General features: G+C 68.8%; 11 protein-coding genes. 7 read left to right on the forward strand and 4 right to left on the reverse strand.

Annotated features, from left to right (window positions below):
• Positions 1-7: 7 nt before the first annotated feature.
• The 4 genes from maiA to gtdA form a co-directional block, all read right to left on the reverse strand.
• On the reverse strand, positions 8-652 hold the full coding sequence (gene maiA, locus ACYAF3_RS24155; RefSeq protein ID WP_088003629.1) for a maleylacetoacetate isomerase: 645 nt from the start codon (positions 650-652) through the stop codon (positions 8-10).
• Positions 653-664: 12 nt separating this feature from the next.
• Positions 665-2,011 (reverse strand): MFS transporter, encoded by a 1,347-nt coding sequence (locus ACYAF3_RS24160; protein WP_003139140.1) that lies wholly within the window; start codon positions 2,009-2,011, stop codon positions 665-667.
• A gap of 77 nt (positions 2,012-2,088) precedes the next feature.
• The gene (locus ACYAF3_RS24165) at positions 2,089-2,787 is read right to left on the reverse strand and encodes a fumarylacetoacetate hydrolase family protein (protein ID WP_003089781.1); all 699 of its coding nucleotides are present in this window, start codon (positions 2,785-2,787) and stop codon (positions 2,089-2,091) included.
• Positions 2,788-2,799: 12 nt separating this feature from the next.
• Positions 2,800-3,861: a gentisate 1,2-dioxygenase gene (gene gtdA / locus ACYAF3_RS24170; RefSeq protein ID WP_016852839.1), complete on the reverse strand. Its 1,062-nt coding sequence runs from the start codon at positions 3,859-3,861 to the stop codon at positions 2,800-2,802.
• Positions 3,862-3,985: 124 nt separating this feature from the next.
• On the opposite strand from gtdA, the gene ACYAF3_RS24175 reads away from it, so the two are divergent.
• The 7 genes from ACYAF3_RS24175 to tpsB1 all read left to right on the forward strand — a co-directional run bounded on the left by ACYAF3_RS24175 (position 3,986) and on the right by tpsB1 (position 12,955).
• Entirely contained in the window at positions 3,986-4,900 is a 915-nt protein-coding gene (locus ACYAF3_RS24175; protein WP_003089777.1) for a LysR family transcriptional regulator, read from the forward strand.
• Positions 4,901-4,988: 88 nt separating this feature from the next.
• Entirely contained in the window at positions 4,989-5,507 is a 519-nt protein-coding gene (locus ACYAF3_RS24180) for a sigma-70 family RNA polymerase sigma factor (protein ID WP_003120096.1), read from the forward strand.
• Between the two features lie 8 nt (positions 5,508-5,515).
• Entirely contained in the window at positions 5,516-6,502 is a 987-nt protein-coding gene (foxR, locus tag ACYAF3_RS24185) for an anti-sigma factor FoxR (protein WP_003113290.1), read from the forward strand.
• 143 nt (positions 6,503-6,645) lie between these two features.
• Positions 6,646-9,108, forward strand: a complete 2,463-nt coding sequence (gene foxA / locus ACYAF3_RS24190; protein ID WP_003113289.1) for a ferrioxamine receptor FoxA — start codon at positions 6,646-6,648, stop codon at positions 9,106-9,108.
• A gap of 117 nt (positions 9,109-9,225) precedes the next feature.
• The gene (locus tag ACYAF3_RS24195) at positions 9,226-10,374 is read left to right on the forward strand and encodes a PepSY-associated TM helix domain-containing protein (protein ID WP_003113288.1); all 1,149 of its coding nucleotides are present in this window, start codon (positions 9,226-9,228) and stop codon (positions 10,372-10,374) included.
• A 46-nt stretch (positions 10,375-10,420) separates the two neighbouring features.
• Positions 10,421-10,945 carry a hypothetical protein gene (locus ACYAF3_RS24200; protein WP_003120098.1) on the forward strand — a complete coding sequence of 175 codons (525 nt, stop codon included), beginning with the start codon at positions 10,421-10,423 and terminating at the stop codon, positions 10,943-10,945.
• Positions 10,946-11,257: 312 nt separating this feature from the next.
• Entirely contained in the window at positions 11,258-12,955 is a 1,698-nt protein-coding gene (tpsB1, locus tag ACYAF3_RS24205) for a two-partner secretion system transporter TpsB1 (protein ID WP_004349961.1), read from the forward strand.
• The last annotated feature ends 58 nt before the right edge of the window (positions 12,956-13,013 follow it).

The raw sequence follows: 13,013 nt of genomic DNA on the forward strand, positions 1-13,013 counted from the left end.
CAGCGCGTCAGTCCGGCAGGTAGTCGGGCTGGCGCTCGGGGCTGGCGCGCTGGAAGGCTTCGAGCGCCAGGCAGCGCCCCTCCAGTTCGAGCAACGCCGGGTAGGGCGCCAGGACACAGCCCATGCGCCGGGCGTTGGCCAGTTGCGGCACCAGGCAGCACTCGACGATGCCCGCTGCGGTGCCGGCGAAGAAGGCGCCGCGACGGTGTCGGTTCAGCAGGGTCTCCGCCGCCGCCAGGCCCTCGGCGACCCAGTGCGCGTACCAGCGCTGGCGGTCCTCGGCGTCTATGCCGAGGACCTGGGTCAGGTACTTGAGCACCCGCACGTTGTTCAGCGGATGGATGTCGCAGGCCACCAGCAGGGCCAGTTCCAGCGCCTGGGCGCGATGCAGTGGGTCGAGAGGGATCAGGCGCGGTTCGGGCTGCACGGCGTCGAGATAGTCGATGATCGCCAGCGACTGGCTGAACCGACGGCTGTCGGCGTCGACCAGGGTCGGCAGCGCGCCCATCGGGTTGCGCTGGCGGTCGGCCGGGCGCAGTTGCTCGCCCTGCCGCAGGTTGACCGGCACTACCTGGTAATCCAGACCTTTCAGGGCCAATGCGATACGCACCCGATAGGACGTGGAGCTGTTGAAGAAGCTGTAGAGCTGCATGGGAAGTCCTGTTCAGAGAGTGACGGAAGAAGGCCTGGCCCGGCGCCGGCCCAGGCGATGCACGGCCACGGCGGCGAGCAGCGCCGGGATCACCAGCAGGGCGAGGATGCCGCTGAAGCCCAGGCCCAGGCCGAGCAGGGCGCCGCCGCTGAGGGAGCCGACGATCGAGCCGATGCGGCCCAGGCCGAGGGCCCAGCTGACCCCGGTGGCGCGGCTGCGGGTCGGATAGAAATCGGCGGCCAGGGCGTTGGCGCCGACCTGCGAGCCGCTGATGCAGAAACCGACGCCGGCGACGCACAGCGCCAGCAGGGCGAAGCTGTGGTAGAGGCTGGCGATGCCGAGGATGAACAGGGCGCCGCCGACGTAGGCCAGGCTCAGCACCCGGTGCGCGTCGAAGCGATCCATGGCGCTGCCCAGGAGGAGTGCGCCGAGGGTGCCGCCGAGCTGGAACATGGCGCTGATCGTCGCCGCCTCGCCGAGACTGAAGCCGGTGCCGCCGATCAGCGTCGGCAGCCAGTTGGTCAGCAGGTAGATGATCAGCAGGCCCATGAAAAAGGTGGCCCAGAGCAGCAGGGTGCCGCCGCGCAGCTCGGCGCCGAGGATCTGCCGCAGGGGCGAGGTGCCGTCGGACTCGTCGGCGGGCAGTTCGAGGCGTCCGGCCCAGCCGTCGGGCAGGCGCCCCAGGCGTTCGAGGATGCGCCGCAGGCGCGCCGCGTCCGGTGCGCGGCGGGCGAGGAAGCGCACCGACTCCGGCAGGCATGCCCAGAGCAGCGGCAGGCTCGCCAGGGGCAGGCCGCCGCCGAGCAGCAGCACGCTTTCCCAGCCCAGCGCCGGGACCATCCGCGCGGCGAGCAGGCCGCCCAGCGCCGAGCCGAGGGTGAAGCCGCAGAACATCGCGGTGACCATCAGCGCGCGGTGCCGGCGCGGGCAGTATTCGGAGGTCAGGGTGATCGCGTTGGGCATCGCCCCGCCCAGGCCGAGGCCGGTGAAAAAGCGCAGCAGGGCCAGGGTTTCCACCGAACCGGCGTAGGCCGAGGCGAGGCTCCAGCCGCCGAAGAACAGCACCGAGAGCAGGAGCACGCTCTTGCGTCCGAAACGGTCGGCCAGCGGGCCGGCGGCGAAGGCGCCGAGGGCCAGGCCGGCCAGCGCGGCGCCGAGGATCGGGCTGAGTTGCGCCGGGCTCAGTTGCCAGTCGTGGGCCAGGGCCGGGGCGATGAAGCCGATGGCGGCGGTGTCGAATCCGTCCATGGCGACGATCAGGAAGCACAGCGACAGGACTCGCAACTGGAAGGCGGAAACCGCCTGCGCATCGATGAAGGCCTGGACGTCGATCTTGTTGTTCTTGTCGGGCGTAGGCATGAGCGTTCCTCGGCCGTCGCCGTGGCGACAGCCCGGATGAAGGGCAGGGTGGGCCCGCGCCGTGCGCGGGCGGTGGGTCAGACCACGCGGACGCTGAGTTCGCCGAGGCCGTCGATGGCGCCGAGCATCCGCTCGCCGCGCTCGACCGCGCCGACGCCTTCCGGGGTGCCGGTGAAGACCAGGTCGCCGGGGCGCAGCTCGAAGAAGCGCGACAGGTAGCTGACGGTTTCCGCCACCGACCAGATCAACTGGTCGATGTCGCTGCGCTGGCGATCCTCGCCGTCGACCTGGAGGCTGATGGCGGCGTGGCGCGGATGGCCGACCTGGCTGGCAGGGTAGAGCGGGCCGATCGGCGCCGAGCGGTCGAAGGCCTTGCCGATCTCCCAGGGCCGGCCCATCTCGCGCATGCGCATCTGCAGGTCGCGGCGGGTCATGTCCAGGCCCACCGCGTAGCCCCAGACGTGTTCCTCGGCCTGCTCCAGGGGAATGTCGCAGCCGCCCTTGCCGATCGCCGCCACCAGTTCGATCTCGTAGTGGTAGTTGCCGGTCTGGCTCGGGTAGGCCAGCTCCAGGGTGCTGCCGGCGGCGACCGGGACCACCGCGTCGGCCGGCTTGCAGAAGAAGAACGGCGGCTCGCGCTCGGGATCGAAGCCCATTTCCCGGGCGTGGGCGGCGTAGTTGCGGCCGACGCAGTAGACCCGCCGCACCGGGAAGGTCTGGTCGCTGCCATGGATGGTGAGGCTGACGGGTGCTTCGGGCGCGAAGAGATGGTTCATGGGACGGGTCCTTCAGTGGGCGAGGGTTTCGCGGGATTCGCGGAGGATGCCGAGCGCCTGCTGCACTGGGCGGTCGGAGAAACTGAACAGCACGCAGTCGGTGGCGCCGGCTTCCAGGCGCAGCTCGACCCAGGAGGGCACGACGAACAGATCCTTGGCCTCGAAGGCGAAGCGCCGGTCGCCGATCTGCGCCACGCCGCTGCCTTCCACCACCGAATAGACGCTGGCGTCGGTGCTGCGCGCGGGCTGCCCGAAGAAGCCGGCCGGCAGCAGTTGCAGGCAGGTGGCGATGGTCGGCATGGCCCAGCCGCCGGTGGCCGGGTTGACGTAGCGCAGCTTGTGGCCTTCCCAGGGATCGGGCCGTTCGAGGCGCGCCAGGCGCTCGAGGACCTCGCGGCTGCGCGCGTAGGGGTAACTGAACAGCGGCGAGGTCGGCGTCGTCGGCTGGTGGCGCAGCGGCAGCATGTTGCTGCCGTAGCGGGCGAGGCTGTCGCCTTCGCCACGTCGCAACGGCTGCACCGGTTCGCCGTAGCTCTCGGCGAAGGTGGCGCCGAAGAAACGCAGCATCGGGATGTCCAGGCCGTCCAGCCAGACCACCGGCTCGCCGCCTTCCGCGGCGGCGCGGTTGCCGTGGTCGTGCCAGGTCCAGGACGGGGTGATGATGAAGTCGCCCGGCTCCATGCGGGTGCGTTCGCCGTCCACCGAGGTGTAGGCGCCGTAGCCCTCGACGACGAAGCGCAGGGCCGACTGGGTGTGCCGGTGGCTGGGGGCGATCTCGCCCGGCAGGATCAGTTGCAGGCCGGCGTAGAGGCTCGGGGTGATCGCCGACTGGCCGGGAAGGTCCGGGTTCTCCAGCACCAGCACGCGGCGCACCGCTTCCTCGGCGCTGATCAGGTCGCCTGCCTCGAGCAGGAACGGGCGCAGTTCGCGATAGCGCCACAGCGCCGCCTGGCAGCCGCCGGCGGGTTGCGCCGGGACCAGGCTGTGCAGGGCTTCCCAGAGCGGGGTGAGGTGCTGCTGGCGGATGCGTCGATAGAAGTCGGCGCGCTTCTCGGTGGAATTGTCGTTATGCATACCGATGAATCTCCGGCGGGAGGAGGCGGGGCCGCCTCGGTCTGGTAGTCATTATTCGAGGTGAAGGCATAACCGAATAATGATATTTAGACATCGACCTATACGTATTTGAGGATGGCTTGCGATGGACTGGACCCGCCGCCTGCGCCTGCAACACCTGCAACTGCTGGTCAGCCTGATGGAGACCGGCAACCTCAGCGGCACCGCCCGGGCCGCACACACCACCCAACCGGGCCTGTCGAAGTGGCTCAAGGAACTGGAGGAGGACGTCGGCGCGCCGCTGTTCGAGCGTCACGCCCGTGGCCTGCGCCCGACGCCCTATGGCATGACCCTGTTCAACCACGCCCAGCGCGTGCTCACCGAGATGGAGCGGGCGCGGCAGAACCTCGAGGCGATGCGCAGCGGCAGCGGCAGCCGGGTGCTCCTCGGCACGTCGCCGGCCTCCGCGCCGAGCCTGGTGCCGCGCGCATTGCGGGCGTTCCTCGGACGCTACCCCGGGGCCCAGGTGGAACTGCTCGAAGGCACCATGAACGGCCTTCTCGAGCGGCTGGAGAAACGCCAGCTCGATGTGGTGGTGGGGCGCCTGGACAACTATGCGCCGCGCGCCAGCCTGCGCTGCGAGGTGCTCTACAGCGAGGCGATCGTGGTGATGGCGCGCCCCGGTCACCCCCTGGCCCAGGCCGCCGCGCTGGACTGGGAAGACGTGCGGCGCTACGACTGGATCGTCTGGCCGCCCGGCTCGCCGATCCGCAGCAAGCTCGACATGGCCCTGACCCAGGGCGGCCGGCAGCCGCCGGCCTACCGCCTGGAGTCATCGTCGATGCTGGCCAACATCGAATTGTTGCGTGGCAGCGACATGCTGTCCATCGGCTCGGCGCGGGTGGTCGAGCACCTTGCCGGGCTCGGCCTGGTGGCCAGGCTGGCGCTGGAGATTCCCGGCGAGGGCGCGGTGGGCATGTGCTGGCGCGACGAACCGCACCGCGACCGTGCCAGCGAAGACCTGCTGGCCTGCCTGCGCGAAGGCGCGGCGGCCGAGTAGGGCGCCGGCCGGCGGGTGCTATTGCAAAAAGGCCGCGGCTTCTCGACAATGCGATTCATTATCATTCATGTGTCGCCCCGACTTTCCCATGTCCGCCCCGATCCTTCTCAGCGCCCACCATCGCGCCATGCATGCGCTGTACAGCGAGCACCATGGCTGGTTGCAGAACTGGCTGCGCGGCAAGCTGGGCTGCGCGGCGGACGCGGCGGACCTGGCCCAGGACACCTTCCTGCGCATCCTGCTCAAGCGCGAACTGCGCGAGATCGGCATGCCGCGCGCGTTCCTGCGGACCATCGCCCGCGGCCTGGTGATCGACCACTGGCGTCGCGAGGAACTGCAGCGCGCCTACCTCGAAAGCATCGCCCACCTGCCCGAGGCACAGGCGCCGTCGCCCGAGGCGCGGGAACTGGTGCTGGAACTGCTGGAGGAAATCTCGCGGATGCTCGAAGGGCTCAAGCCGAAGGTCCGCACCGCCTTCCTCCTGGCCCAGTGCGAAGACCTCAGCCACCGGCAGATCGCCGAACGCATGGGGGTTTCCCAGCGTAGCGTCGAGCGCTACGTGGCCGAGGCGCTGTACCACTGCTACCTGCTGCGCTACGGCGAATGAGCGGAGCCGTGGACGGGACGCGCGGTAGGGTCGACGAAGCGGTGGTCAGGCAGGCCATCCACTGGCTGGTCCGCCTGCGCTCGCAGCCGGCCGACGATCGCCTGCAGCGCGCCTGCGCGGCCTGGCGCGCGGAGCACGGCGAGCACGAGCGGGCCTGGCAGCAGGTCAGCGCGCTCAACGAAGAACTGCAAGGACGCTTCAAGGCGCTGCCCGGCGGGGTCGCCTACGGCACCCTGGACAGTAGCGCGCAGCGCCTGCAGCGGCGCCAGGCGCTGAAACTGCTGTCGTTGCTGGTGGCCGGCGGCGCCGTGGCCTGGGTCGGTCGCGATAGCCTGCCCTGGCAGCGCCTGAGCGCCGACTACAGCACCGCCACCGGCGAGCGGCGCAGTATCGAGCTGGTCGACGGCACCCGCCTGCAACTGAACACCGACAGCGCGGTCGACGTGCGCTACGACGCCGGCCAGCGCCTGATTCTCCTCGCCCGCGGCGAGATCTTCCTCGCCAGCGGCGCCGATACGCAATCGCCCACGCACAGGCCGCTGCGGGTACGTACCGCGCAAGGGCTGTTCGAGGCCCTCGGCACCCGTTTCAACGTACGCCTGCAAGATGCCGCCACCTGTCTCAGCGTCAGCGAGGGTTCGGTGCGCATCGATGCCTTCGGCGCGCGTCCGCTGCAGGCTCCGGTGGCCGAGGCGGGGCAGAGCTATCGGATCGCCGCCGACGGCGTGCGGCGCCTCGAACGGCCGCAGATGGACGCCGTGGCCTGGGCCGATGGCCTCATCGTCACCCGCGACATGCGCCTGGCCGATTTCCTCGCCGAGGTCGCCCGCTACCGCAACGGCTACCTCGGCTGCGCCGCGGAGGTCGCCGACCTGCGCCTGTCCGGGGTCTATCGCCTGGACGACACCGACAAGCTGCTGCAGGTGCTCGCGCGGACCCTGCCGGTGCGCCTGCAGCGACATACCCGCTGGTGGGTGAGGGTGGTCGCCGCCTGAGTCGCGCCGGCGGCCGCGTGGACGCTTGCTTTCGTCCGGAGCGAAACGCACTGAAAATTATTTTCATTATTTTTGTCGGCTTTCCGCGACTGGTCCGGCTTTACCGATTGAACACCCTTCAACGACTCCAACGGATCCCGTTCATGACCGCCACCGCCGTCGTCCTCCGCAATGCCCCGTCGTCCCTCGATTTCCCCCGCGCCTCGCGCCTGAGCCGTTCGGTGCGCGCGGCCCTGCTGTCGTTGGCCATGGCGGCCGGCGCGGCGCCGCTCTGCGCCTCGGCCGCCGAAGCGGCGGCGGAACAGGCGCGGCCCTATGCGATCCCCGCCGGACAGTTGGGCGACGTGCTCAACCGCTTCGCCCGCGAAGCCGGCATCACCCTCTCGGCCACTCCGGCGCAGACCGGTGGCTACAGCTCCCAGGGGTTGCGCGGCAGTTTCACCGTGCAGCAGGGCCTGGCCCGGCTGCTCGCCGACACCCCGCTGGAAGCGGAAGACCAGGGCGACGGCAGCTTCGTCTTGCGCGAGGCGCCGGCAAAGGACGGCGATGTGCTGAACATGCAGGCGGTGGAGGTCTTCGCCCTCGGCAACAACCTGGGCAGCACCGATGGCTACCTGGCCACCCATAGCCAGATCGCCACCAAGACCAGCAAGCCGCTGCTGGAAACCAGCCAGACCGTCTCGGTGATCACCCGCGAGCAGATCGACGACACCGCCTCCAAGACCGTGCAGCAGGCGATGCGCTATACCCCCGGCATCTTCACCGGCCAGGTCGGCGCCTCCAACCGCTACGACTACGTGGTGATGCGCGGCTTCGCCGACAACAGCGTGGACAACATCTACCTCGACGGTCTCAAGGCCATGGGCGACAGCGGTACCTTCAGCTCGATGCAGGTCGACCCGTACTTCCTCGAACGCATCGATGTGCTCAAGGGGCCGTCCTCGGTGCTCTACGGCCGTAGCCTGCCGGGCGGCCTGGTGGCGCTGACCAGCAAGAAGCCGTTGTACGAGGACTACCGCCAGATCACCGGCAGCATCGGCAACATGGGCCAGAAGGAGATGGGCTTCGATTTCAGCGGGCCGCTCGACGAGGAGAAGCGCATCGCCTACCGCCTGATCGGTCTCGGCAAGGGCTCGGACACCCAGTTCGATCACGTCAAGGAGGAGCGCTACGCCATCGCCCCGACCCTGGCCATCGACTTCAGCGACGACACCACCCTGACCCTGCAAGGCTACCTGCAACACGATCCCAACGGGGGCTACCACGGCGGCGTACCGGCCGACGGCACCCTGTCGCACCACAACGGCCGGCACATCTCCCGCGAGTTCTTCGATGGCGAGCCGAGCAAGGACGACTTCGACCGCACCCAGCGGATGTTCGGCTACCAGCTGGAGCACCGCATCGACGACGTCTGGTCGGCGCGGCAGAACTTCCGCTACCTGGACTCCGACGTCGACCTGTCGCAGGTCTACGCCTACGGCTGGAGCGCCAGCGAGCCGAACAAGCTGAACCGCTACTTCAGCGGCGCCCGCGAGCACCTGCAGGCGTATATCGTCGACAACATGCTGCAGGCCGAATTCGCCACCGGCGCGGCGCGCCACACCCTGCTCACCGGCCTCGACTACCAGCGCCGGCGCACCGTGGTCGACTGGCGTTCCGGCTCGGCCTCGGCGCTGGACGCGTTCAACCCGGTCTACGGCGACGACGCCATCAGCTATTTCCCGGACGACAACCACACCCGCCGCCTGGAGCAGACCGGCGTCTACCTCCAGGACCTGATCGACATCGACCAGTGGCGCTTCTCGCTCGGCCTGCGCCAGGACTGGGTCAGCGTCACCGACAAGAACCGCAGCACCGGCAGCAAGGCCGACGACGACTGGGAGAAATTCACCGGGCGGATCGGCGCGCTGTACCTGTTCGACAACGGCCTGGCGCCCTACGTCAGCTACTCCGAGTCGTTCAACCCGAACGCCTATTCCGACGCCTCCGGCACGCCCCTGGCGCCCACCGAGGGCAAGCAGTGGGAACTCGGCCTGAAGTTCCAGGCGCCGGGCAGCAACAGCTTCTACACCGCCTCGCTGTTCCATATCACCCAGGAAAACGTCGCCTCCAAGGAACCCCAGGACAACTTCTACACCTCGGTCGGCGAAGTGCGCTCCCAGGGGCTCGAACTGGAGGCCCATACCCAGCTCAGCGACAACCTGAAACTGCTCGGCAGCTACACCTACACCGACATCACCTACACCAAGTCGCTGGACGGCAACCAGGGCCATACGCCGAACCAGGCGCCCAAGCACATGGCTTCGCTGTGGGCCGACTATGCCTTCGACGCCGGCCCGCTCAGCGGTCTGAGCATCGGCGGCGGCGCGCGCTACGTCGGCGAGACCTGGGCGGACAAGGAAAACACCTTGCGGGTGCCGGACTACACCCTGGTCGACGCGCGGATCGGCTACGACCTCGGCAAGCTCGGCCTGAAAGGCCTGGACGTCAGCCTCAATGCCAACAACCTGCTGGACAAGGACTACGTGGCGTCCTGCTACAGCCTGGACTTCTGCTACTTCGGCGAGAAGCGCAACGTCACCGCGACGGTGAACTACCAGTTCTGACCGTCCACCCGGGCCCCGGCGCCAGCGCCGCGGTACCGGCCAAGCAGCCCGGCGCGCGACGTACGCGCCGGGCATTCGCCGGCGTCGCCGGCCGTACCCTGGTTACCTGGAGCCCCCATGCGCCCCGTCCTGGTCCTGCTGCACCGCTATGTCGGTCTGGCTACCGCGCTGTTCCTTTTCCTCGCCGGTCTCACCGGCAGCCTGCTGGCCTTCCATCATGAAATCGACGAATGGCTGAACCCCGGCTTCTACGCCGTGGGCGAGGGCGGCGAGCGCCTTTCCCCGGGCAGCCTGGTGCAACGCGTCGAGTCACGCTATCCGCGACAACTGGTGTGGTACATGGAGTATCCCGAGGCGGGCGGGCATCCGGCGTTGCTCGCCACCGTGCCGCGCGAGGCCGGCGCCAAGGTCGAGCACGACGTGTTCTACCTCGACCCGGTCAGCGGCGAGGAAGTCGGCAAGCGCCTCTGGGCGGCCTGCTGCTTCCAGCCGGCGAACCTGGTTCCCTGGGTCCTGGAGTTCCACCACAACCTGACCCTGCCGGGGAACTGGGGCCTGTACCTGATGGGCGGGGTGGCGATGTTCTGGTTCCTCGACTGCTTCGTCGGCGCCTGGCTGACCCTGCCGCGCGGCCGGCCGTTCTGGAGCAAGTGGACGACAGCCTGGAAGATCAAGCGCGGCAACGCCTACCGCTTCAACTTCGACCTGCATCGCGCCGGCGGCCTCTGGCTCTGGCTGCTGCTGGCGCCGGTGGCGCTGAGCAGCGTCGCCCTGAACCTGCCGAGCCAGGTGTTCAAGCCGCTGGTATCGCTGTTCTCGCCGATCGAACCGAGCGTCTACGAGGCGCGCGGGCGGCTGCCCAGGGAGCAACTGGGGGAGACCCGCCTGGACTACGACCGCACCTTCCAGTTGGCCAGCGTCGAAGCGGCGCGGCTGGGCATCGCCGAGCCGATCGGCGAGCTGTACTACAGCTTCGAATACAACTTCTTCGGCGCCGGCTTCGGCGACCACGACGACCCCATGGGCAAGTCCTGGCTGTTCTTCCACGGCAGCGACGGCCGCCTGCTAGGCCAGGAAGTCGCCGGGCAGGGCAGTTGGGGAGAGCGTTTCTACCGCTTGCAGTACCCGATCCACGGCGGGCGCATCGCCGGCCTGCCGGGACGCATCGCCATCGCCGCCCTCGGCCTGGCCATCGCCGGGCTGTCGCTGACCGGTGTCTACATCTGGTGGCGCAAGCGCCGGGCGCGCCACTGGAACGGCCGCTAGACGGCTGTTAGTCTGGCTGCCTCCCACACCACCAGAGGATGGACGAATGAACGCAAGGATCGCCGCATTGGGACTGCTCCTGCCCCTGGCCGCCGGCAGCGCCGTGGCCGCGGAGGAGGGCAGCTCGGTCAAGGATGCGGCCAAGGCCGCGGTGTCCTCGGCCATCGAGACTGGCAAGAACCTCCTCGGCGGGGTCAGCGAGGGCATCACCAGCGGCCGCCAGTCGGCCCAGGGCGCTGATGGCGCCAAGGTGGTCTCCGACAACGCCGGCTTCGCCGAGATCGGCCAGGTCGAAGTGCTCAAGACCGAGCCGCGCGACCAGCAACTGGCCGTCACCCTCGGCTTCAAGAACGACAGCGACGCCACCGTGCGCCTGATCAACCTGACCCAGACCGGCGCGCTGCTGGTGATCGACAACGACGGCTACTCCAACGCCCTGGTCGCCCTCGCCAACCCCGACGACGTCACCGTTCCGGCCAAGGCAGGCATCCGCCAGACCTTCGTCTTCGAAGGCGGCGCGGAAGGGATCAAGGCGGTGCGCCTGTGGGGCAAGGACCTGCCGGTGAAGTGAATTCGAGTCTGCGTCAAAGCAGCCCCGCCTTGGCGGGGCTTCTTTCTGCCGGGCCACGAGCGCAAATAATCAGCTCACCAGAACCCGGCCGAGCGCTGCCTGGAGACCGATAGGTCCTTCCCATTACGAAAATGACGACATCGCATCGATCCTGAAACGTCCGTACAGCCAGGACGACGCAATGAAGGCAAAGTGCCATTCCCTCCTGTCCCTGTTTGGATTAGCATTCCTACTTTTGGACTAATCCCCCCTCAACACGCCCATGTCGTTTAGCTATGCGGTGGATATTGAAGGGAACTCGCAGGACATCGGATGTTGCGTTCTAGCTATCGAGCGGTTGTCGCTGGCTTGGTTTTACTGCCGCTGCTTGCCAGCGCCGCCCCCTTCACCTCCCCCGGCGACCGCGACCTGATCCGCGACCGCCAGCAGCGCCTGCTGGACGAACAGCGCAAGCGCCTGGAGGAACTCCAGCAACTGCCCGGCAAGGGAGCGCCCGCCGCTGCGGATGCCTCCGGCGACGACGAGCGCTGCTTCGAGATCCGCCGCATCGAGCTGGAGGGCGCCGGGCACCTCGGCGAAAGCGCGCGTCGCCAACTGCTGGCGCCCTACCAGGGGCGCTGCCTGGGCGTCGGCCAGCTCAATGCGCTGCTCAAGGCCGTCACCGACCATTACCTGGATCGCGGCTACGTCACCACCCGCGCCTACCTGCCACAGCAGGACCTGGCCTCCGGGACCCTGCGCATCATCGTCGTCGAAGGCCGCCTGGAGGGCCTGGACAGCTCCGCGCTGGCCAGCCCGCGCGAACTGGCGATGAGCTTTCCGGGCAGGACCGGCGAGCTGCTCGACCTGCGCGAACTGGAGCAACTGGTCGACCAGTTGAGTCGCCTGCCGTCGCGCCAGGCGCAACTGGAGCTGGTGCCCGGCAGCGAGGTCGGCGGCAGCCGGGTGCGTCTCAAGGGCGAGCGCGACAAGCCCTGGCGGGTCTCCGCCACGCGCAACAACGACGGCGACGTCAGCACCGGCGAGCAGCAGATGGGCCTGGGCCTGGACTGGGACAGCCCGCTGGGCCTGGCCGACCAGCTCAACCTGCGCGCCAACCGCGACGCGGTGACTGACCGCTGGCGCCATTCCGACAGCCAGAGCCTGTTCTACAGCCTGCCCTGGGGCTGGTGGACCTTCACCTACGGCTACAGCCAGAGCGACTACCGCACGCGCAACGAGGCCAGCGGCTTCCCCTTCAAGCTCGATGGCGACAGCCGCAGCCACCAGTTCCGCGCCGAACGCGTGCTGCACCGCGACGGTGTGAGCAAGACCGCCATGAGCCTGGGGCTCAGCCACCAGCGCACCAACAACTATGTCGAAGACACCCGCCTGGAAGACCAGAGCACGCGGATCACCGAGACCCAGCTCGGCTTCAACCATGGCCGGCGGATCGGCAGTGGCTTCGTCAACCTCGACCTCGGCTGGCAGCAGGGCATCGGCGCCCTTGGCGCGCAGGGTCGCGGCCACCCGCACGCGGGCGATCCGAATGCGCGCTACGACAAGTACAGCCTGACCCTCAGCTACCTGCAGCCGTTCCAGCTATGGGGCGAGCGCTTCAGCTTCGACAGCCTGGCCACCGGGCAGAGGAGCGAGGACGTGCTGTTCAGCCCGCAGCGCATCAGCCTCGGCGGCAACAGCTCGGTGCGCGGCTTCAAGGACCAGACCCTGACCGGCGACAGCGGCGGCTACTGGCGCAACCAGTTGCGCTGGCGGCGCGCGGTGGAGTGGGCGCCGCTGCGGCCCTGGCTGCAGGAATACGGCGTGGCCTTCGCCTACGACGTCGGCGTGATCCGCCACGACCGCTACAACGACGGCGCCAGCGGGCGCATGAGCGGCAACGCCATCGAACTGGATGCCCGCGGCCGCTATTTCGCCGCCAGCGTCGGCTTCGCCCGCTCGCTGGAGCGGCCCAGCGCCATCGAGCGGCGCGAGCACCCGATCTATTTCCGGGTCGACGCGTTCTTCTGAAGACGCGGCGACCTCCTGAACGCTTTAGGAAAGCGCCTACCTGCATCGAGGCCCTTTC

It is taken from the genome of Pseudomonas sp. TZ252, assembly GCF_056110345.1.

What these genes read in the sequence shown, in the direction of transcription:
- maiA (WP_088003629.1), bottom strand. Translation starts at nt 652, where the DNA reads ATGCAGCTCTACAGCTTCTTCAACAGCTCCACGTCCTATCGGGTGCGT.
- ACYAF3_RS24160 (WP_003139140.1), bottom strand. Translation starts at nt 2,011, where the DNA reads ATGCCTACGCCCGACAAGAACAACAAGATCGACGTCCAGGCCTTCATC.
- ACYAF3_RS24165 (WP_003089781.1), bottom strand. Translation starts at nt 2,787, where the DNA reads ATGAACCATCTCTTCGCGCCCGAAGCACCCGTCAGCCTCACCATCCAT.
- gtdA (WP_016852839.1), bottom strand. Translation starts at nt 3,861, where the DNA reads ATGCATAACGACAATTCCACCGAGAAGCGCGCCGACTTCTATCGACGC.
- ACYAF3_RS24175 (WP_003089777.1), top strand. Translation starts at nt 3,986, where the DNA reads ATGGACTGGACCCGCCGCCTGCGCCTGCAACACCTGCAACTGCTGGTC.
- ACYAF3_RS24180 (WP_003120096.1), top strand. Translation starts at nt 4,989, where the DNA reads ATGTCCGCCCCGATCCTTCTCAGCGCCCACCATCGCGCCATGCATGCG.
- foxA (WP_003113289.1), top strand. Translation starts at nt 6,646, where the DNA reads ATGACCGCCACCGCCGTCGTCCTCCGCAATGCCCCGTCGTCCCTCGAT.
- ACYAF3_RS24195 (WP_003113288.1), top strand. Translation starts at nt 9,226, where the DNA reads ATGCGCCCCGTCCTGGTCCTGCTGCACCGCTATGTCGGTCTGGCTACC.
- ACYAF3_RS24200 (WP_003120098.1), top strand. Translation starts at nt 10,421, where the DNA reads ATGAACGCAAGGATCGCCGCATTGGGACTGCTCCTGCCCCTGGCCGCC.
- tpsB1 (WP_004349961.1), top strand. Translation starts at nt 11,258, where the DNA reads ATGTTGCGTTCTAGCTATCGAGCGGTTGTCGCTGGCTTGGTTTTACTG.